Origin of the sequence: Sphingobacterium alkalisoli (genome assembly GCF_005049105.1) — a bacterium.
GTDB lineage: Bacteria > Bacteroidota > Bacteroidia > Sphingobacteriales > Sphingobacteriaceae > Sphingobacterium > Sphingobacterium alkalisoli.
In genome coordinates this window covers 189,503-210,899 of record NZ_SUKA01000005.1, presented here as the reverse complement: position 1 = coordinate 210,899, position 21,397 = coordinate 189,503, and the positions used below count along the sequence as shown (strand labels likewise).

The window sequence follows — 21,397 nt, the reverse complement described above, 5'->3', positions numbered from 1 at the left end:
GTAATAATATTGGTAAATTAAAGGCTAATTAAGTAAAATTTGATTAGCCTTTAAAATTCTTTGCAAACTGTTAGGAATTAATTGCCTTCCAAAGCATATCTTTTAACTCTTGAATGTTTTTACCTGTTACGGAAGAGATAAAAATATACGGTATTTTAGCAGGGATTTGTACCTTCATTTCATTCTCTAGTTCCTCATCCAACATATCCACCTTTGTCACAGCCAGAACCCGAGGCTTATCCAACAATTCGCTATTGTATGTCGTCAACTCATTCAGAAGAATTTCGTACTCTTCCGCAATAGTACGATCGGTATCTGCAGGCACCATAAACAGCAGGACAGAATTCCGCTCGATATGCCTCAAAAACCTATATCCCAAACCTTTGCCCTGTGATGCCCCTTCAATAATCCCAGGAATGTCAGCCATCACAAACGACTTACTTTCTCGGTAGCCCACGATGCCCAGATTAGGGACTAATGTGGTAAATGGATAGTTTGCAATCTCCGGTTTTGCAGCCGATACTACCGATAATAGCGTCGATTTACCTGCATTGGGAAAACCAACAAGTCCTACATCGGCTAAAACCTTTAATTCAAGAATAATCCACTGTTCTTTACCGGCTATACCAGGTTGAGCATGTCGAGGTGTTTGTTGGGTTGCTGACTTAAAATGCCAATTACCTAATCCTCCTTTCCCTCCAGGGGTCAGGATTTGTGTTTCACCTTCCGCTGTAATCTCAAAAAGAATATCCCCTGTTTCTGCGTCTTTAGCTACGGTGCCTAACGGAACTTCTAAAATTTCATCCGCTCCGGTAGCTCCTGAACGCAATGCAGCTCCTCCACGCTCACCATCTGCGGCAATAATATGCTTTCTATATTTCAAGTGCAATAAGGTCCAATGCTGGGATGAGCCCTTAAGAATAATATGACCACCGCGACCACCATCTCCTCCATCCGGCCCACCCTTAGCGGTATGCTTATCGCGGTGCAAATGCGCTGAGCCAGCTCCTCCATGTCCCGAACGACAACACACTTTTACATAATCAACAAAATTCGAGCCTTGCGCCATATTGATTAAAAATTAAGCATTATATTCATCAATAACAGCTGACAATTCAGCGAAAATAGTTTCGATATCACCAATCCCATTCACTTTAGACAATTTACCTTGCTCATCATAATAAGGTAACACGTGGATAGTTTTACTAAAGTATTCTTCAATACGCTTTTTAAGTTTATCAGCAGCATCATCAGCCCTTCCAGATATTTCCTGCCGTTTAGCAATACGTTGGGTCAGTTCCTCTTCAGTTACATCCAAAGCGATAACTCCAGTGATCGAGGTATTATTATCCATTAAAAAATTATCTAAAGCCTTTGCTTGAGCAACGGTTCGTGGGAATCCATCAAAAATAAAACCCTCTGCGTGCGGATTTTTTTTAATTTCTTCCTCCAACATAGCTATGGTTATCGAATCAGGCACCAAATTTCCTTCGGCTATTATTTGATTTACCTGCTGACCCAAACTGGTTTGATTCTTAATATGCGAACGAAAAATATCTCCTGTAGAAACATGTACCAGTCGGTATTTGTCAATAAGTTTTTCTGATTGAGTACCTTTTCCTGCTCCTGGAGGCCCGAATAACACGAGGTTTAGCATAAGTTTTAGTTGTTAATATTATGACAAAAATAAAAGCCTAATCCCGTTTTAAAGAATTAGGCTTTTCAGTTACTAGGTGCGCTCAAAGGGAGTCGAACCCCTAACCTCCTGATCCGTAGTCAGGTGCTCTATCCAATTAAGCTATGAGCGCGGCAGCCATCACTTAAGTACTAATAGTCCTTTTTGTTTTGGTGATGCAAATATAGGTAAATATATAGTTTATAGCAAATTTTTTTTACATTAAGGAATCTAATAGAAGAATGTAAAAGGAAGAAAAGTCAGGTCAGTAAACTTTTTGAAAGAGATAATGTGCGCTCAAAGGGAGTCGAACCCCTAACCTCCTGATCCGTAGTCAGGTGCTCTATCCAATTAAGCTATGAGCGCAGCATTTTATTTAAAATCAACACCATTTATTGGTTTTGATGATGCAAATATCGCCACTTTTTTAGTTTTTGCAAATTATTTTAAACTTTTTTCGACCGTTAAAAACAATATTTTTGCTATATTGTTGATATCAATATATTTATAATATTTATACCTTAATATTTTTTTATGACAGAACGCATAATTCGTACGAATAAGATCCGAATAGGTGATATCAGCATCTCTTATTATATAAAAAAGGCAAGCGAGAAAAATGAGAAAACGGTTATTTTTCTTCACGGATTTCCTTTCAATAAAAATATGTGGAAAGAGCAATTGGAATCGTTAGAAGACAATATCACGGGGATCGCAGTAGATATACGAGGACATGGACTAACGACAAGCGGTCACGGTTTTTTTAGTATTGATGTATTCGCTAAAGATCTCGGTGTATTTATCGAAAAATTGGACCTTTACAATGTGACGTTATGTGGGATTTCTATGGGAGGGTATATTGTCCTTCGGGCTTACGAATTGTTCCCTGAAAAAATTACTGGGTTAATGCTGTGTGATACTCATCATCTTGCAGATGATAATATCGGTAAGCAGAAACGTTTTGACACGATACAATCTGTCCTTCAGCATGGACGAAGACCTTTTGCAATCGGTTTTATAGACAACGTTTTTGCCAAAGATAGTATTGAGAAGCGTCCAGAAGCCGTCGAAATGATAAAAAGTAGCATTAGACGAAATACCGTGAATAATATATGTGCTACCCTTCTGGCGTTAGCTTCTCGCACAGATACCTCAGATGTTTTAAAAAAAATCAACGTTCCTACGTTAATTTTACGAGGTTCTGCCGACAAAATCACGCCTAGAGAACCTATGGAAAAAATGCAAGAAAAAATAAAAGGATCGCAATTCACTGAATTGGATAATTGCGGACACCTCCCAAATGTGGAAGATCCTGTAGCTTTCAATAAACAAATGAATGCCTTTTTATTGCAATATTAAATTATACATCATAACACTGGCGCTGACAATTATTGTGATAAGATCCTTTGTCATACTTTTCGAAGAATTTCATCTGGGATAGCATCTGCTGCCAGTCTGTAACCTTTTTCGATAAACTCGGCTGAGCGATCAAAATCCCATATACCGGCCATATTATGTGGAATGTGGATAGTGTAGTCTGGCTTATAAAGTTCCAAGCTTATTTCGCTTAACCTCCTACGCATAGAATAGTAAGATTCTTGTAACAAAGCTACTGCATTGAGTTTTTTTGCTGTCTTGATTAAACTTGCATCCAGTCGACCGTCGAGATTGACGGCAATAATAATATTCTCCTTATTCTGGACGTGATTGACTGGCACAGGATTCAGTACACCACCATCTACCAAATACCGATCGTTCAAATCAATTCCTGTAAATACAGCCGGTATTGCAATAGAAGCTCTGATAGCCTGATATATACTTCCTTCTCTTATGAGTACCTCCTTGTCATTTCGCAAATCTGTGGCTACAGCAGTATATTTGATAGGAAGGTCTTCGATATTAACATCTCCAAAAACTTCATGCAATGTTTCTAATACACGCGCTCCTTTGAATAATCCGTAACGCGGATCCGAGAAATCGAGTAATCTAAATACATCTCTTTTGGTCAATTTACTCATCCAATCTCCGAGCAATGCTATTTTTCCTTCTGCATAGGCTGCGCCAACCAAAGAGCCTATTGAACACCCTACGATTTCATCAATCTCCAGTTCGCGTTCTTCCAAAAGCTTAATAACACCTATGTGCGCGATACCCCGCGCGCCTCCACTCCCCAATACCAAAGATATTTTTTGCTTCATATAAGTTAAGTTTCTTTATTTTTTTAGTGCATTTCTAATATAAATAAACTAAATTGTTAAAATCCCACGCGAATGGTATTACACACGGCTCTTTTATAGAGATACGCGGGAGAGCATTGCATGCTGCAACATATTGCCAAATTTTACTTAGTTCGATCACATTAATTTTTTTATCCTTCGTTCTTTTCAAATGTAACAAATCTACTTCGGAACAGATTATAAATAAAAATTCAAACAATTCATAATATTTTACCGTTATATAATAAAAAACCAGATGACCCTTAATATCATTAGAAAAAACATCTTCTTCAAACCCGACCCTCGACGTGTTTTGGCTCGATATTTTGATTTAAGTGTAGAACGTTCGATAAAAGTAGTTAATCGTGTGTTAAGCATGAGTAAACAACAGCAGAGCGACACCTTAAACCAAGTATTCCGTAATTTTTCAAAACGCCACCGCAGTGTCGTTTCTATCTTGGAAAAGAATTACAAGCGAACACAATCCATTCTTCACGGAATGGAAATACAAGATACAGATATATCATATAAACAAAAACTACTAATCGGTTCCTATTTTACAATGGAATACTCCATTGAAGCAGCAGCTTTCTTCAATCCTTCTGTAGTAGAAGACATCGACCAGACACAATTACGAGAAGGCGAAAAAAGAATAATTTTAAGTTTTAGAGCTACAGGCGAAGGACATGTTTCATCTATTGTATTTAGGTCTGCTATTATCGATAAAGATTTGAACATTCATTTAGATACGATTGGTGAATTATTGGAAAAGCCCAAAGTAATCAAAAGTCATCGGTATCAAAAAGAAGATTTTGTCAATAAACTATTCCAGATGCACTATCCGGAAGAATGTGTATTAGAAATCATCAAGAACAAGCTAGCGGAATCTTTTACATATGAGGAATTACGTCGGTATGTTCTGGAAATACAGCAGGAGAATGAATTAAGTGCAGACAGTGAAACATTGATGCATCAAATTCTGTGGCTTGCTTCCTCCCATTACGAAATGACCTATTCCCTAGATACCTCGATCTCCGAGCGCGTTATTTTTCCAATTAGTGATACGGAAAAACGAGGAATTGAAGATGCACGTTTTGTCCGTTTTATCGATGAAAAAGGTCGGATTACCTATTATGCAACATATACCGCTTATGACGGTTTCACCATCTTACCAAAACTATTGTCTACCAAAGATTTTATACACTTCAAAGTATTGCCCATTAATGGTAAAATAGCAAACAAAGGTGCTGCGCTTTTTCCTCGTAAAATTAATGGAAAGTATGCAATGCTTTGTCGAGTAGATGGAGAAAACAACTATATCGCTTTCTCAGACAACATCAATCACTGGCAGGAAGATATCACCTTGCTGAGACAGCCTGAATACCCTTGGGAATTTATACAATTGGGCAATTGCGGCTCGCCGATAGAAACAGATAAAGGTTGGCTGTTGCTGACGCACAGCGTGGGTCCTATGCGCGAGTATACGATCAGCGCCACTCTGCTTGATCTGGAAGATCCTACAAAAATTATAGGCAAACTAAAAGAGCCGCTATTATACCCCAATACGGAAGAGCGAGAGGGCTATGTTCCGAATGTCGTATATTCATGTGGTCAAATCGTCCATAATGGACATCTCATCATTCCTTATGCCATGTCGGATTACGCCTCCACCTACGCCACGGTATCGTTAGAAGAACTCCTTACTGCATTGATTAACTCCTAGATCAGTGTGGTAAGGACGCGCTTCACGTCCAAATATGAAATCCAGAAACAGATGGTACTTTCAGCACCCTGATTTCGATTCAAACCATGACTCTCTAACCCATCACAGCAGCCCTTTGTTTCCGAATCATACAAACTGAGGTTGAGTTCATTTCTTCCTAAGAACCACTGAAACGACTGCACCATCCGTGTTAAGTACTTTTCTTCTAATGTCATTTCGTACACTTGATGATAGAGCAATACGACAGTCGATACCTCAATTGGCTGTTGACCAAATTTACTTTTTCCCGAATCTTTTACGTACCAATTGGTATTCCCGATGATCGACAAATAGTGCTTATCGAAAAGCAATTGATCTAGAAATCCAAAGCTTTTCATTCCCACTTCTATTAATGAATCGTCTTTCAATATTTTGCCTGCCTTCAACATACTGAGCGGCAAGAGCGCATTATCATAGGATATTATCTTCTCAAACCATCGCCAATTTTCAGTTGAATTTTGTCTATATTCGTTAGCAATATAATGAGCCATCGTACACAATTCATCTAATATATCTTTATCATTCGGTTGATATTCAAGATAACAAACTACCCCCAGCATGGTATAGGCAACCGCACGCACCGATTTCAAACTGCGGAAATGCGGAACGGCATTAAAGAATAGCTCTTTTCCAATTTGATAAAAATCCGGCAGGGGTGCGGTTTTTAATAAATATCCCAAAGACCAGATGGTGCGTCCAAAGGAATCCTCGGTACCCTCTGCGTCTAGAAAAGCATTAGCAAAGGACATAAAGTTCCGGAATTTTCCGTTATCCATCTGCATGTAATGTACATAACTTAGGTAAATAGACATCAACTCACATAGTTCTTCCGATGGTTCAGTTTCATACGCCATTAGTGTAAGTAACATGGCACGGCAATTATCATCTAGACAATACCCGTGGTGATAGTTTGGCGTCGCATACCGAGCATGCTGTAGGATACCGACATGATTAGTGAGCCTTTTTATGTGCATTAGATCAAATTCTGGAAGTTCTTGTATCAGTTCCGTTATTGAATTTTGTGCACTTTTTTCGGTTTCTCGAAGTACCACCTTTTCAAATAGGTCCAAATACCTTACACCCAGTTTCTGCCAAGAAAGTTCCTGACCATACTCATGTGCTTTTCCACGAATACCGTTTAGCTTATCTGCGTTCGAAAATAGCTCTACGATGATAGCTGCTAAATTTTCGGAGTCGTTAAAATCAAAAAGTACTCCCCTTCCCTCAGCCAACATTTCTTTCGCATGCCAATATGGGGTAGATAGGACTGCCGCCCCTGCACCGACTGCAAAGGACAAAGTACCACTCGTAATCTGTGCTTCATTAACATAGGGAGTTATATAGATGTCACAGGCAGATAGGTAAAGTGATAGATCCGTTATATCAACGAAGGAATTTACAAAACGAACATTATTTTGAAGGTTAAGCTCCACAACCAGCGCTTCCAAGGATTCGCGATATTCTTCGCCGGCCTGTTTTAGAATATTTGGATGCGTTTTGCCGACAACTAGATATAAAACCTCGGGAAATTTATTTACTACAGCAGGAAGCGCTCGTATAGCTACATCAATCCCCTTACTTCTACCGATGAAGCCAAAGGTCATAATTACTTTGCGGTCGGCAAGATCTAGCTGATTCTTTGCATCCCGATGCTTGACCACAAATTGAGGGACGCCGTGAGGGATGCATAATGTTTTCGTTTCCGTTATCTTATAGACCCGACTAAGTAGCTCAATAGCAAACTGGCTCATTACTACAATCTTGGAGGCGCGATGTGCAATACGCATTAAAATTGACCGCTCATCAACGGTCGGTGTTTCTAGCACCGTGTGTAGGTTGACAATCAACGGAATGTGCAGGTGATCCAACAATGAAAGCACAAACGCGCCACTTTTACCCCCAAAAATGCCATACTCGTGTTCGAGCATACATACGTCATAAGCATTTGTATTTATGTATTCTGCTGCTTTAATGTAATCGTCTTCTTCCTGTTGCTCAATGGAAAATACAACCTCATCCGGGTATTCATACTTCTCCCCTTCATCCGTCAATGCGAAAATATGTTGTTCTATTCTAGGAGATGTGTCATTGAATGAGATAGCTGAAAAAATATCGTGGGTGAACGTAGCTATTCCACATTGCCTGGGATGATACGAACTAATGTAAGCGATTTTCATGATGGATGTCTAGTATGGTACTATAGCAATTGAATGAGTGAAAAGTTTTATGATTTATCGAATATACTATGCGATGGCCGCTTTAGGCCATAAAAAAAGCACCTCTTAGCGAGGTGCCTTTCGTTAATGTAGCTAAAGATACACTTATATTTGGTATTTACTAATGTCTCTTTTGCGAAACCATGTCTTTCATCCTGTTTTACTATGTAGGTCACATCCTTTGTCCATTATGTAGACAAGCAGATTGCCGCTCATAAACATCTTCTTTGTTATAAAGAAATTTAACTTTTGACATGGTTGTTGAAAGAAAGAAGCAGATTAGGAAATAAAGTTATTAGTAAAAAAAGCTCTCCTACGGTCGATAGAAAAGCTTTTAAGTACGCCCATCAGGATTCGAACCTGAGACCGACGGTTTAGAAAACCGTTGCTCTATCCAGCTGAGCTATGGGCGCTTCGTTTTAATGAAGCAAAAGTAGCTATTTGCCGGGTGATCTGCAAAATAAAAAAAGTAATTTTTCGCGCGTTAATATTAACTAACTGCATTCCAAATAAATAGTCTTCAATTTATCTATCATTTATTGAATTCATTAAAAAAATATAGTGTATTAACTTCCAAAATCTACTCTTTGACAGTCATACACCCGACCGCAACTCATCGACTTTGACATCTGATAATTTTATATCTAAAATACCTAATCAGTAGTAAGTTAAAAAAGCCACCCACACATAGTGCCTGTAGTTACTCCAGATACTGGAGTGAAAGCATAAAAATCGCTTTAAACTCATCTTTTACCTTAATAAGTCCTCCAACTTTCTTGGGTGGCAAAAGTTTAAAATCCGAAAAAGTAAAAGATTTATTTCCTTTCATTTGGTAAAGATTTCCTTTTTTAATAAATGAAAGAGGGATTTTAAACTCTTTAGCTGTACCTGCCAACTCAATAACAATAGTTCCATTTATAGTATCCTCTCCTTCTGTAAACGGAATTTGATCCAGTGATTTGAAATAGACCGTCATATAAGGATGGGTTGCGGCTTTCAACGTTTTTCTCAAATCTCTATTCAAAATATTATTTTCACAGTCAAACTCATCTACCTTTACGCGAATAGCTCCGTCAAGATCAACTTTATAATTGGACGTAATCAAAGCCTTTAACGGTTTGGTTTGCAAAGGTTTTAGGACTTTACATCCAAATTTATTGACATTCGAGCTACCATTGATAATGATGTAGCTATTGCTCATCACTTTAAAGGTATACTCTTTTTTTGTAGCAGGAAATTCTGTAAAAGAGTTACTTAGAATAAAAACAACTAGGAGTAATAAATTTTTCATCCGTTTATTTTTTTATTGATCCATTGTTCGTCTTTCACGGCATCAATGAGATCGATTTATTTCGCAGCTGCCTTTGGCGGTCACTGAGTTTATTCTGGCTGATGAGAATCGGGATAAATAGTAGGTTATCTAAAAATTTCAGGAATTTCAAATCTCGTCATCGCGAGACGTGAGCAACGAAGCGATCTAAATAGATAACTCGCTTAGATTACTTCGTCGTTATTCTTCTTCCTCACGATGACGATTATTCACTTTTCAGATACGCTCACACATTATTCCTAGAATGATATAGCGGCTTCCAATACTATACCATTGAATTTGCCATTATGGCGATAGTCTGTATTTTTGAAATCGCTGTATTTCTGATTAACATACTCGCCTTTTACCATGATGTTCTTTGTCATAAACCACCCCGCTCCAACAGCGAAGCGATCGACATTCACCTTTTCTTCATAGTTGTACAACTTAGATTGCACCGTGTTATACCTCAATCCGGCGAAAAAGTTCTCATAGCTTCCAAAACGATAGATACCTTCTATGGCAAATTGAGTAGCTGTACGCGCTTCTACTTCGTTGTCGGTTAGTCCTTCATTTTTAGCATAACCTTTGGCAATTTCATACGTTCCGAAGAGTTCAAATCCTTCCACCTTTGCAAACGCATTAATCATTATCGCATCGAGTTGACCATTTAAATTGGGATTAAACCGGCCTGAAGAATACATCGCTGTACCCGCCTTGGCCACACCGGCTGCTGTATAATATTGCTCCATGACATTTTGGTAGTTTGATCCGGTACGGTCGCCTGCATACATGGTTAGACCTGTTCCATTCGTTCCGGAGTTATGATACCAGCTTCCTGATAGACGCACACGAGTAATATCATTTATTTGCTTATCGATACCTCCTTTAAAATAAACAGAAGGATTCCGTTTATCGGTTTCATCGGTATTCACCGCTAAGGAGTCTACGCTACCTTTGATCATACCATTGGATAGACCTATCATGCCGAATAAACCGTTGTGCTGCAGGTATACCTCAGCAGCCATTTCGGTTGCGAAGGCGTCCATGATATTACCTTCCATAAAAGGGGAATAGGAGGTGTGTCCGCCATCAGGCCTACGGAAGTGCGCGTCACCGTAGTTGATTTCCATATGCCCCACCTTAATGGTGGTATACCGCATCAGATTATCCAATAAATCACTTTCTATAAAAGGAATCTTATCGACTTGGAGGTAGCCTCCTTTTACATAGAATTCGTTGTGGTGACGTGATGACAGGTAGTTTGTGAGGTTCATGCGGATACCCTCTGCCAATTGTACGTCGATATATAAATTAGCCTGAGAGGTCATGAAGCCAGGCTTCAGCGGCGCTAAGGCATTTACCTCCATCGATCCGCTATTCAGCGCGCCTGGATTTTCGTTTTTTAAAGATTGGAATTGCATGGTAAAACCTGCGCCCAAATTAAGTTTTCTGCCGGTGTAGGGTTTATCATAATCACCCTTTGTTGTTTCAAATACATGAATACCTTTTTTGTCGTATGGCCTGAAAAACGATGGCTCTCCAAAGGTCATAAATTCATCAATTTCTTTCTCTTCTTGTGCTAGACCCGCAAGCGGATTTAGTAGCATGGAAAGGGCGCATAGCGATAGTAATTTTGTAAATTTCATAATAGTATATTTTATCGTTAACAAGATTTAGTTCTTCAATTTCGTATCGTATGTAATCGTAATTTCGTCGCCCGTTTTGATGGTACCCATCATCACTGTAGGTGGAGTAACGCCATAATTTGACATATTGAATGTCGCGCTACCCTTTACAGATACGATATTGTCAGAATTTACGGTAGCGGCAGAAGACAAGGCCAGTGGCTTTGTTGTGCCACCGATGCTCAAGGTACCATTGGTTTTAATGATGTAGTGACCACCGGATTTGCTCACCGTACCCGATGTAGCTTTATATGTTATATTTTTACTTGTTGAGGTATGCAATGCTTTATAGGCATTTTTGTCCAACCCCGATTTATTGCTTTTTAGACTTGTGGCATCTACGGTAAAGCTCAATGCAGAAACATCTGTGATCTGACCATTCTTTAACGTCATGGTTACCTCAGTCCGCCCATTGGCCGATTTCATGTTCCAGTCGTGGAGTGTAGAAGTACCATCGATAGTAACATTACCGCTATTTCCGGTATATTTGGTCTGCCCGGAGGAAGTTGTAATGGACAACAGGCCTATAACAAGCAAGGCGCCAAATTGGAAAATCTTTGTTTTAGTTCGTGATGTGTTCATATGTTTGTTATTAATAATTATTAAATTATTGTGATGTCTTTCGTTTACTCAAAAGTAGGTAGGACGACCCGATTCCGTCGTGCGGTAAGACAGGTCAAAATATAATCTTCCTGACCTTTTGTGAATAACAAAAATAAAATGTAAAACACTAATTATAAGTGAATTAAGTTAAAAAAAATAAGACTAGATATGGGAGATAATGACGGAAGACACAATTATCAGTCAAATCACAGGAAGGCGTATTAGAAAGCATATGGCATAGAATATAAAAAATTTAAAACAACCGGATTAATAATTCATTTATATATTAGTACATAAAACAGAATATCATATGAAACGTCCTTTAATGATCATACTTTTATATGCAATGATCTCATCCTGTAACCGCGCCACCAGAACCAATGAAAATGCAACAGATACACTCGAAAAAGAAAGCACCCCACTTTTGACTACCCTCCCTTCTCCCATCTGGAGCTACGATTACAATAAAGACGTTGCGATAAAAAACCGGTCGATGTCGAATGATTCGTTAAACCCTCTGGATTTGATCAACTTATTGAATGCTGAAAATGGGGATAAATTAAAATTAGATTTTGTAAAGCTATCTGATGATACCATATACGTAAAAATGGATAATTCTACCTATATGACACAGGAGATGGGTACGACGGGCGCGAATAGTTTTATGGCTATAGCCACCTATACGCTAACCGAATTGAACGGAATCAAATTCGTTTATTTTGATTTTAAGGAGGGCGATCATGCGATTCCGGGAACATATACCCGAAAATATTTTGAAAACAGAAAAGTTCCAATTAAATAATATCTGTCAAAAGAGAAATCATCATGAAAACCCATACCACAAATTACACGAATACATTTATAGCTGTCGCGGATGATTATCCCACACCGATCGGGGTAGCGCCTCCTACAAAAGGGGATACCAAGACAGTAGCTAACTTACAGTTTGAGATGATCAGTAAAAACCCTTATGCCTATACTTCTGACGACGTATTGTTTCAGGTATTTGCCGAACAGAGCAACCTCATAGAAAGTGAGTATCCAGAAGCCAGAGAAAAGTTTTTCTCAAAAGGCCAGCCATGCTTCCGAGCCTCTCCATTGACAAAACGATACGGCTGGGGTATCAATTATGACCATTACGGTAAGATGGCGATACTGGGCGTTCAAAGCGATTTATATCGAAAATTAGCAGTAGATGAGAATCTGAAAGTTTTAAAAGCGATGAAATCAAGCAGATAATTATCCAACTAACACTTGTGAAAAGGCTACAAATTCGTTAAGTTTGAGAATAAACATATATTATCAAATCATGCTAAACAAAAAGATATCTTTGCTCATAATGAGTTTAATTCTTACAACTGTTGTTTATAATGCGTCGGCGCAGGATAAACTTGCAAAGGAAGTCGAAAAGGCGGTGGAGGAATTGACCCAAGCCATGCTTAAAGCCGAAGGTACTACATTAAACAGATTGGCGTCGGACCACCTCTCCTACGGGCATTCCAGTGGAAAAATGGAAACAAAAGCTGATTTCGTGCAGACTTTTGTTTCTGGTGCTTCTGTATTTGAAGATATCCAACTTACAAAACAGACCATTCAGATAGTAGACAAAACGGCTATCGTACGTCATACCTTAAGTGCTACCACAAACGATCCAGGAAAAGGCAAAGCAAATATAAAATTGGGGATTGTATTGACTTGGGTAAAAACCAACAATCAATGGCAATTATTGGCTCGTCAAGCATTTAAATTACCTTAGTACGGTGTAGAACACCCACCAATAACACGTTAAATAGAAGAATAAGGCGGTGAAAAACCGCCATAACTTTTTTATGATTGAAGAAGGTAGATAATGTCTTTTTCTATATCTTGGGGTTTTGTAATCGGTGCGTAACGTTTGAAAGGGATTCCATTTTTGTCCACTAAAAATTTAGTAAAATTCCATTTAATTCGACTTCCGAAAAAACCACCAAGTTCTTTCTTTAGAAACTCAAATACAGGATGGGTAGTCGATCCGTTTACATGACATTTTTCCATGAGTTGAAATGTTACACCATGGTTCACCTTGCAGGTCTGTTCCATGGATTCATTTGTTTCAGGTTCCTGTCCTGCAAACTGATCCGAAGGAAAGCCCAATATGACCAATCCCTTATCCTTATACTTTTGATGCAGCACTTCCAAGCCATCAAACTGAGGAGCTAGGCCACATTTAGTTGCTGTGTTTACGATCAACAGTACCTTTCCGTCAAAATCCTCCATTGATATAGGTACGCCTTGCGGCGATTTCGCACTTAATTGATGAAATTTACTGGGCATATTCTGATTGTATTTTTGTTAAATTTAGATAAAATACTTTGTATTAACGATCTTAACGCAGTTAGCTTATGGATTAATTCTGTATATTTAAATCAATCTGATAAAAGTCGATCTGATAAAAATAATACTGTTATAGATATACACCATGAAAATTGCTTTCTTCTCTACCCAACCGTACGACAAAATATTTTTTGATCGCCTTAGCGAAAATCACGGCTTCACGATCGACTATTATGATACGCATCTGGGACCGCATATTGCCAATGCGGTAAAAAATACCGATGCCGTATGTGTATTTGTGAATGATAAATTAAATGTAGAAGTAATAGAGACGTTATCAAATAATGGCGTAAAGATTATTGCATTGCGATGTGCAGGATTTAACAATGTAGATATTGATGCCGCCAAAAGACTTGGAATCGCGGTATGTCGGGTTCCGGCCTATTCTCCGGAAGCAGTTGCGGAACATACGGTAGCGATGTTGCTTACGGTGAACAGAAAAACACATAAAGCCTATAACCGAGTGCGTGAGCAGAATTTTTCACTCAACGGTTTGTTGGGTTTTAATTTGAAGGGAAAAACGGTAGGTGTAATCGGAACTGGCAAAATAGGTAAGGCCTTTGTGAAGATCATGCTGGGCTTTGGCTGTAAAATATGGGCACATGACATTTATCCCGACAATAGCCTCATTGAACAAGGCGTACAGTACACCTCGTTAGAACATGTATTGGAGGGGGCAGACATTCTTTCATTACACTGTCCGTTAACACCAGAAAATCATTATCTAATCAATCAACAGACGATTAACCTGATGAAACCGGGTGTTGTGCTCATAAATACCAGCCGCGGTGGTTTAATTAACACAGTGGATATTATCGAAGGATTGAAAACAAAACGGATAGGCGCACTTTGTATTGATGTGTACGAACAGGAAGAAATGCTATTTTTTAAAGACCTCTCTACCAATATCATCCTAGACGATAATATTCAACGATTAATGAGCTTTCCAAATGTGCTTATTACTGCGCATCAAGCATTCTTTACAGAAGAAGCCCTCAAAGAAATTGCAGAAGTAACATTGGAAAATATTGCTAAAATCAGCACAGGGCAAATGGCTGATAACGCTCCGTCCATGCTCACATAACTGTAGCTTTTATCGTTACAATATGCATACTCCATATATAGATATCCATACACATTGTAGGAATGAACAACATGACGTATTGTCCCTGCAAAACTGTATAGTCGGCAAAGATTATTTTCCTTCCGTTGCCTGCTCTGTAGGCATACACCCTTGGTATATTGATATCGATTTTGACAAACAATGCAACGCATTGGAAACGTATGCTGCAAGAGAAAACGTACTTGCTATTGGCGAATGTGGATTGGATAAACTCACTAAAACAAAGTGGGAAAAGCAAATCAAGTGTTTTGAGCAACAGATCCAGTTGGCAAATATTATAGGTAAGCCCCTTATCATCCATTGTGTACGTGCCTACCAAGAGACCTTTCAGGTACTGCTGCAACAAAAAGTAACTGTTCCGGTTATTTTCCACGGTTTTAATAAAAATATAGCCTTAGCACAATCGGTATTAAAGCAAGGTTATCTAATCAGTTTGGGAGCTGATATGCTGAAAGGAGCTAAAAACAATTTAATTACCAATCTTCCGCTGGAGAAAATTTTCTTAGAAACGGATGATAAATCTATTAGCATAGTAGATATTTATACGTATTTTTGCGCCGCTCGTAAAATTTCGATAGATCAACTCAGAAATGAACTGGCACAAAATTTTCAAAACGTATTTAAGTATTCCTATTTATAACTATGGAAGATTTATCTTGGTTATCAAGAACAGAGGCGTTGATAGGACGCGAAGCATTAGAAAAATTAGCCAATTCGCATGTGATGGTATTGGGCTTGGGTGGTGTAGGTTCATTTGCAGCAGAATTCATCTGTCGTGCAGGAGTAGGAAAAATGACGGTGATCGACGGAGATACGGTAGATCCCTCCAACCGCAATAGGCAACTTCCGGCGCTGGCTACCAACCACGGCGTATCCAAAGCACAGATTATGAAAGAACGGCTGTTAAATATCAATCCGGAGCTACAACTGAACGTGGTAGAAGAATTTGTGATTCCAGAACGTATCCCCGCGCTACTGGAATTAAAACCAGATTATATCGTGGAGGCGATAGACAGTATTACCCCAAAATTATTTTTAATCCGATCTGCCTATGCAGAAAAAATTCCTTTCGTGAGTTCTATGGGAGCAGGAGGTAAAGTGGATCCAACCAAAATTAAAATTGCAGATATCAGTAAATCCTATAACTGTAAACTGGCGCGCCATATTCGTAAAAAATTACAAAAACACGATATACGTGAAGGGGTAAAAGTGGCATTTTCAACCGAATTACCCGATAAATCTTCCTTACTCTATACGGATGGAAGTAATTACAAAAAATCGGCATACGGTACCATGTCCTACCTTCCGGCAGCGTTTGGAGGTGCGATAGCTTCGGTAGCCATCCGTGAGCTGATTGATAAAAAAATAGAATAATCTTATCGCGTAGCGTAATCCTAGAGCAAATTATGCTTCTGCATGATCTCTAGTACGAAAGGTTGTATCTCATCGGCCATCCGCATGAATCCCAAATCGTTGGGATGTGTTCCATCGGTTGTACCTTCGTGATCCGTTCCCAGTAGTGTCTTGCTATCCAGATAATACAGATGCTTAATTCCTTTGGTTAATAGGGTTTCGTATTCTTTTTTAAATTGTGCATTCTGTTCCGCATTCCGTTTGTTCCAAACCTGATTAAAGTAGCTTAATTCCCTCACGACCGAGGGTATCATGATAATTGGCGTATTGGGATGATTTGCACGAAGGTATTCTACAAAATATTGTGTGCGTTCTGACACAATTTCCGGTAAGGAATTGGGGACACAGTCTAAGATAAATACCTCAGGTGTACCGGCGGCCAACATATGTGCGACCTCCGGCTCCATCTTCGCACTACCGCTTACGCCAAGATTAATAAAATTTAGGCCTGTACGTCGGGATAATATTGCTGTATAAGCCATACCTGCTCTTCCGGCAGATGCACCTTGAACAATACTCGACCCATATACTGCGATATTCTTTTGAAAAGGATTCGGTAGTGGCAGGAAACTAGCCCCCTCCTCTACTCCTATTTTCAAAGACCTGGTTTCGTCATATAAAGGCAGGTATACCAGAAATTCTTTCGCAGTCTGATCTAGGTTAGCTATTAGAGAACCTTCGTCACATGTTTTAGCGGTTCCTTTTGAACCAGCATATTGCCATTCACCATCAGCATTTTTGATATATACATCCAAACCTTTTTGAGCAATCGATGTAAGATTGGAAGATACTTTAGCATCTGTTACACACCATTTAGCATATATGGACGAAGAATTAGATCGAAATGTGACAAATAAACCCGCACTATTCGTAAATAAATGCTTCACACGAACTGGTAGATCATTATATTTTACGGTATCTACACGATGGTATTTGGAGGGTGTATCAAAGAGCTTTCCATAAACAGGCAATTCGTTATATACTACTTTTGTCTTTTGCGCAAAGGCTACAGATACACAACTCGCAAATGTCAACAGATAGATAAATAAGTTCTTCATATGTTGAAGATATAAAAAAAGAATAATTTAACTAAATAGATTTTGAAATTAAAAATACACTAAAATATTTAGTAAGTTTGTATCTATGGAATATGCTATTGTCGATATAGAAACTACAGGTTCATATGCGGGAGGGAATGGGATTACGGAAATAGCAATCCTTATTCATAACGGGCAACATGTACTTGAAAAATTCCAGACCTTAATAAACCCACATCAACCTATTCCCTACCACATACAGGTATTAACCGGAATAAGTGATGAGATGGTCGAGAATGCACCTTCGTTTCATGAACTCGCACCTAGGATATTGGAATTATTGGAGAAGCGTATTTTTGTAGCCCATAACGTCAATTTCGATTACTCTTTTATTTTTCACGGACTCAAATTAGCAGGATTCAACTGGAAAGCGCCTAAGTTGTGTACCGTTAGGCTTGCCCGCAAAATCATACCTAATTTAGCCTCGTATAGCTTGGGTAAATTGTGTCAAAACCTCGGAATCGTTATACAGGATAGGCATAGAGCCCTAGGTGATGCACAGGCAACGGTGATTTTGTTTGAAAAATTATTACTTGAGGATAAAGATGGACTCATTTTATCTACCCTCAAAAAGACAAAAGAACATCGCCTTCCAACGCACATCAATGAAGAGGACTTTTCAAAATTACCCGAGTCGGCCGGTATATACATCTTTCGGGATAAACATGGAAAAATCATTTATGTAGGCAAAGCTATCAATATTAAGAAGCGTGTATTGAGTCATTTTACGGGTAATAACAGTACCTTAAGACGACAGTCATTTATCAATGACATCTGTTCCATAGACTTCGAAGAAAGTGGAACGGAGCTCATGGCTTTACTAATGGAATGCCAAATGATCAAGAAGCACTGGCCTCGGCATAACAGCGCACTTAAAAAGTATGAACCCAAATTTTGCTTGATGCAGTACGAAGACCAGAAAGGATATCTTCGTCTATTGGTATCCAAGTTCAGTAAAAATGCAGCAGCTGTTCAGTATTTCGAAAGAGCTTCTGATGCAAACCAGCTCCTGCTGCAGCTTATAGAGCAGTTTGATCTCGATACCAGAATATGTACTTTTTATTCGACGGCGGCCGAAATAAAGCACCAGATCGACTATGAGAAATTACCTCCGGTAGATGAGTACAATGGCAGGGTACAGCAGGCAACGGACTACATTAACGGGAAAAAAAGTACTTTTTTATTATTGGATCAGGGTCGCCATTTGGATGAAAAGTCTTACATCTATTATAAGAACAATAGCCTGCATGCTTTTGGTTTTATTGAGGCTTCAAATCAGGCTACCCAATTCGAGGATTTAATAGCAGAACAAGACCGCTGCATGAGCAACTATTACATGACAAGCCTCGTTCTGCAATATGCCGAAAGATTTCCGGGTAAGGTAATCCCTGACCAGAACTAATCCATTTTGCCTACGACAATTTTCACCAATTTAGAATAGTCAAAATAACGTATAGCAATATCCTGCACGTTAGCCGGTGTTATCTCTTGTATTACCTTGTTGTAGTAGCTGTAATAACTCAAATCCAATCCCGAAAAATAAACGGCCTTAAACTTATCGACGTGAGAAAATATACTTTCCAGTGATCCCAACATAACGCCTGATAAATAATTGCGCACCAATTCCACTTCCTCCAACGAGGGTTGTCGTTGCCGGAGATTCTCGAATTCATTTTCTATTTCGGCAAGGGTAGCTTTCGTGACTGCCGTGCCCACTTCAGAAGCGACAGTGAAGAAACCTCCATGTTTCAAATTCCCTACTGCTGAACCGATACTATAGGTGTATCCTTTGTCCTCACGGATATTCGCCATCAAACGGGAACCGAAGAAACCGCCCAATAAGGTATTAACAAACTGGACTGCAGGAAAATCTGCATGCGTTCGATTTACCATCAATCCGCCCATCCTAATAGCGGATTGTAAGGCTTCCGCTTTTGGCTCCAAAATAAGCTTACCTTCCGGTATGAAGGGTTCAAAGGAATGTGGATGTGCAGATCCAGCTAATGCGCCCCAGTTGTCCGAAAACAAATCTTCAACCAAACCAAGTACCGCATCATCGACATTTCCGGCAATAAAGAGGGTACAATTATTTGGTCGGAACTGCTTATAGTAAAGTTCCAAAAGCGCTTCCCTACTAATATCATCGTAAGTCTCTGGCGTAGGAACTACTCCGTACCGAGTTGGTCCAAATACATGCTGATAAAATAAGCGTCGGGCTACAAAATCGTTCTTCTTCAATGAAATCAGTAAAGACTGCTTGTTATTACGAATATAGGTATCCAGCTCTTTCTGCGGAATGATGCTATTCGTTAAAGTATCTTTGACCAACGGTAGCACTTTATCCACGTACTTGTGCATGGTATATAATGTCAGGGCCGTATGGTCAAAACTATATTCAGGTATCAAATAGGCCCCATAAAAGTCAATATGCTCTGCAATCTCAGCACTGGTATAGGTATTTGTTCCTTCTTTGAGCATCGAACAAAGTACCGTATTTAACAGTGGATTTTCCGTATTATCAAACACATTGTCAAATACAAATTCAAACTTTATTAAATCAAGTTCGGCTGCCTGAAAAACAAAAGCTTTTAATCCATTGGTGTAATCGATAGTCCCTGGATGCACCAATGTAAGGTCTTTAATAGTCTGGAATTCGGGGGCAGTAAATCTATTCAGCATGCTGCCCTCCTTTCGCGTGGTATATCAAAGTGGATGAGTTTTCTTTTCTAAAAAGTTGATTTGCAATTTTTCGGATGTTCTCTTTGGTCACAGACAGATATTTACTGACTTCTTTGTTGTAATCTTCTGCATCTCCCAATAATTCGTAATACGCCAGATTCATCGCCTTATCTAAGATTGACAACTCGGCAAAAAGCATAGTGGATTCAATTTTATTCTTTACTTTTTCCAGTTCTTTATTTTCTACCTCTTCCGTTTTTAATTTTTCCAATGCTTCCCATAACGCGGCCTCCGCTTCAGAAAGGGAGACATTAGCCGATGGCTTACCTTCTATGATAAAAAGATTATTGTCAATACTTCCCATCACATATGTATTCACTTCGCTAAACAATTGCTTTTCTTTGATTAATGAGCGATATAAACGAGAAGAGGCTCCTCTAGAAAGAATATCGGACATTAAATCCATGGTCTGATAATCTTCAGATAACCGACCCGGACCATGAAACGCTATATGTAAGCTATCCACAGGAACGTCGGCTTCTACTTCCTCTCTCCTAGCTTCTACCTGCTCAGGTTCTTGAGGAAGATTTCGATGATATGCAATACCTGCAGGGATATTTCCAAACCATTTTTCAGCTAATAATCTAACCTGTTCGAAATGCACTTTTCCGGCGACGACCATAATGGCATTTCTTGGCGTATAAAATTTATTGAAAAATGCTTTAACGTCTTCGATCCTAGCATCCTCAATATGCTTTAACTCTTTACCAATAGTGGCCCAGCGATAGGGGTGTACTTTATAAGCTAGCGGCCTTAAACGCAACCACATATCGCCATAGGGTTGATTAAGGTAACGTTGTTTAAATTCCTCGGAAACTACTTGTCGTTGCACTTCCAGGCTTTGTTCACTAAATGCTAAGCTTAGCATTCGATCACTTTCCAACCAAAAAGCAGTTTCTAGATTATTGGAAGGTAGCGTCAAATAATAGTTTGTTATATCATTGCTGGTGAAGGCATTATTCTCTCCTCCGACCTGTTGCAAAGGACTATCGTAATCCGGAATATGAACTGACCCACCAAACATTAAGTGTTCGAAAAGGTGAGCAAATCCTGTTTGTTCTGGAGACTCGTCGCGAGCGCCGACATTGTATAGAATATTGACAACTGCCATGGCTGTGGTATGATCTTCATGTACCAATACGTTGAGGCCGTTATCTAATTGAAATCTGTTGAAATTTACCAT

The 21,397-nt window shown here is 39.1% G+C and carries 20 protein-coding genes and 3 tRNA genes; 9 read left to right on the top strand and 14 right to left on the bottom strand.

The genetic code is table 11. From position 1 onward, the window contains the following. Positions 1–70: 70 nt before the first annotated feature. The 4 genes from obgE to FAZ19_RS16595 form a co-directional block, all read right to left on the bottom strand. Positions 71–1,069, bottom strand: coding sequence for a GTPase ObgE (gene obgE, locus FAZ19_RS16610; protein WP_136821871.1), 999 nt, complete (start codon positions 1,067–1,069; stop codon positions 71–73). A gap of 12 nt (positions 1,070–1,081) precedes the next feature. Continuing rightward, positions 1,082–1,657 (bottom strand): adenylate kinase, encoded by a 576-nt coding sequence (locus FAZ19_RS16605; protein ID WP_136821870.1) that lies wholly within the window; start codon positions 1,655–1,657, stop codon positions 1,082–1,084. 77 nt (positions 1,658–1,734) lie between these two features. Then, positions 1,735–1,808, bottom strand: a tRNA-Arg gene (locus tag FAZ19_RS16600). A 159-nt stretch (positions 1,809–1,967) separates the two neighbouring features. Next, a tRNA-Arg gene (locus FAZ19_RS16595) sits at positions 1,968–2,041 on the bottom strand. Between the two features lie 168 nt (positions 2,042–2,209). Between FAZ19_RS16595 and FAZ19_RS16590 the strand changes: the two genes are divergently transcribed. After that, positions 2,210–3,034 (top strand): alpha/beta fold hydrolase, encoded by an 825-nt coding sequence (locus tag FAZ19_RS16590; RefSeq protein ID WP_136821869.1) that lies wholly within the window; start codon positions 2,210–2,212, stop codon positions 3,032–3,034. Positions 3,035–3,084: 50 nt separating this feature from the next. Here FAZ19_RS16590 and FAZ19_RS16585 read toward each other — a convergent pair whose 3' ends face one another. Beyond that, positions 3,085–3,873, bottom strand: a complete 789-nt coding sequence (locus FAZ19_RS16585) for a patatin-like phospholipase family protein (RefSeq protein WP_136821868.1) — start codon at positions 3,871–3,873, stop codon at positions 3,085–3,087. A 274-nt stretch (positions 3,874–4,147) separates the two neighbouring features. On the opposite strand from FAZ19_RS16585, the gene FAZ19_RS16580 reads away from it, so the two are divergent. Next, positions 4,148–5,614 carry a glycoside hydrolase family 130 protein gene (locus FAZ19_RS16580; RefSeq protein ID WP_136821867.1) on the top strand — a complete coding sequence of 489 codons (1,467 nt, stop codon included), beginning with the start codon at positions 4,148–4,150 and terminating at the stop codon, positions 5,612–5,614. On the opposite strand, the gene FAZ19_RS16575 is transcribed toward FAZ19_RS16580, so the two are convergent. The 5 genes from FAZ19_RS16575 to FAZ19_RS16555 all read right to left on the bottom strand — a co-directional run bounded on the left by FAZ19_RS16575 (position 5,611) and on the right by FAZ19_RS16555 (position 11,448). Next, complete coding sequence (locus tag FAZ19_RS16575) at positions 5,611–7,830, bottom strand: glycosyltransferase family 4 protein (protein WP_136821866.1); 2,220 nt, start codon at positions 7,828–7,830, stop codon at positions 5,611–5,613. The two genes, FAZ19_RS16580 and FAZ19_RS16575, sit on opposite strands and share 4 nt — an antisense overlap. 378 nt (positions 7,831–8,208) lie before the next feature. Beyond that, a tRNA-Arg gene (locus FAZ19_RS16570) sits at positions 8,209–8,282 on the bottom strand. Positions 8,283–8,569: 287 nt separating this feature from the next. Beyond that, complete coding sequence (locus FAZ19_RS16565; protein WP_136821865.1) at positions 8,570–9,160, bottom strand: hypothetical protein; 591 nt, start codon at positions 9,158–9,160, stop codon at positions 8,570–8,572. 278 nt (positions 9,161–9,438) lie between these two features. After that, positions 9,439–10,827 carry a hypothetical protein gene (locus FAZ19_RS16560; protein WP_136821864.1) on the bottom strand — a complete coding sequence of 463 codons (1,389 nt, stop codon included), beginning with the start codon at positions 10,825–10,827 and terminating at the stop codon, positions 9,439–9,441. 27 nt (positions 10,828–10,854) lie between these two features. Continuing rightward, complete coding sequence (locus FAZ19_RS16555) at positions 10,855–11,448, bottom strand: YceI family protein (RefSeq protein ID WP_136821863.1); 594 nt, start codon at positions 11,446–11,448, stop codon at positions 10,855–10,857. Positions 11,449–11,779: 331 nt separating this feature from the next. Between FAZ19_RS16555 and FAZ19_RS16550 the strand changes: the two genes are divergently transcribed. From FAZ19_RS16550 to FAZ19_RS16540, 3 genes are all read left to right on the top strand, one after another. Beyond that, a complete protein-coding gene (locus FAZ19_RS16550) occupies positions 11,780–12,271 on the top strand; it encodes a hypothetical protein (RefSeq protein WP_136821862.1) in 492 nt (163 codons plus the stop codon). A gap of 23 nt (positions 12,272–12,294) precedes the next feature. Beyond that, positions 12,295–12,708, top strand: a complete 414-nt coding sequence (locus tag FAZ19_RS16545) for a DUF6157 family protein (RefSeq protein WP_136821861.1) — start codon at positions 12,295–12,297, stop codon at positions 12,706–12,708. A gap of 100 nt (positions 12,709–12,808) precedes the next feature. Beyond that, positions 12,809–13,225, top strand: a complete 417-nt coding sequence (locus FAZ19_RS16540; protein ID WP_229707622.1) for a nuclear transport factor 2 family protein — start codon at positions 12,809–12,811, stop codon at positions 13,223–13,225. A 71-nt stretch (positions 13,226–13,296) separates the two neighbouring features. On the opposite strand, the gene FAZ19_RS16535 is transcribed toward FAZ19_RS16540, so the two are convergent. Continuing rightward, positions 13,297–13,782: a glutathione peroxidase gene (locus tag FAZ19_RS16535; RefSeq protein WP_136821859.1), complete on the bottom strand. Its 486-nt coding sequence runs from the start codon at positions 13,780–13,782 to the stop codon at positions 13,297–13,299. A 145-nt stretch (positions 13,783–13,927) separates the two neighbouring features. Between FAZ19_RS16535 and FAZ19_RS16530 the strand changes: the two genes are divergently transcribed. Genes FAZ19_RS16530 through FAZ19_RS16520 form a run of 3 tightly spaced genes read left to right on the top strand, consistent with a single transcriptional unit; the run spans position 13,928 to position 16,339 of the window. Further along, positions 13,928–14,926: a 2-hydroxyacid dehydrogenase gene (locus tag FAZ19_RS16530; protein WP_136821858.1), complete on the top strand. Its 999-nt coding sequence runs from the start codon at positions 13,928–13,930 to the stop codon at positions 14,924–14,926. 22 nt (positions 14,927–14,948) lie between these two features. Beyond that, complete coding sequence (locus FAZ19_RS16525; RefSeq protein WP_136821857.1) at positions 14,949–15,605, top strand: TatD family hydrolase; 657 nt, start codon at positions 14,949–14,951, stop codon at positions 15,603–15,605. Positions 15,606–15,607: 2 nt separating this feature from the next. Further along, on the top strand, positions 15,608–16,339 hold the full coding sequence (locus tag FAZ19_RS16520; RefSeq protein WP_136821856.1) for a tRNA threonylcarbamoyladenosine dehydratase: 732 nt from the start codon (positions 15,608–15,610) through the stop codon (positions 16,337–16,339). A 20-nt stretch (positions 16,340–16,359) separates the two neighbouring features. Here the strand turns inward: FAZ19_RS16520 and FAZ19_RS16515 are convergent, their stop codons facing one another. Then, entirely contained in the window at positions 16,360–17,436 is a 1,077-nt protein-coding gene (locus FAZ19_RS16515; protein WP_136821855.1) for an SGNH/GDSL hydrolase family protein, read from the bottom strand. Between the two features lie 85 nt (positions 17,437–17,521). On the opposite strand from FAZ19_RS16515, the gene FAZ19_RS16510 reads away from it, so the two are divergent. Beyond that, positions 17,522–18,877, top strand: coding sequence for an exonuclease domain-containing protein (locus FAZ19_RS16510; RefSeq protein ID WP_136821854.1), 1,356 nt, complete (start codon positions 17,522–17,524; stop codon positions 18,875–18,877). Here the strand turns inward: FAZ19_RS16510 and FAZ19_RS16505 are convergent. Further along, entirely contained in the window at positions 18,874–20,154 is a 1,281-nt protein-coding gene (locus FAZ19_RS16505) for a M16 family metallopeptidase (RefSeq protein ID WP_136821853.1), read from the bottom strand. The two genes, FAZ19_RS16510 and FAZ19_RS16505, sit on opposite strands and share 4 nt — an antisense overlap. Then, positions 20,144–21,397, bottom strand: a complete 1,254-nt coding sequence (locus FAZ19_RS16500) for a M16 family metallopeptidase (protein WP_136821852.1) — start codon at positions 21,395–21,397, stop codon at positions 20,144–20,146. Before FAZ19_RS16500 ends, FAZ19_RS16505 begins: the two co-directional genes overlap by 11 nt.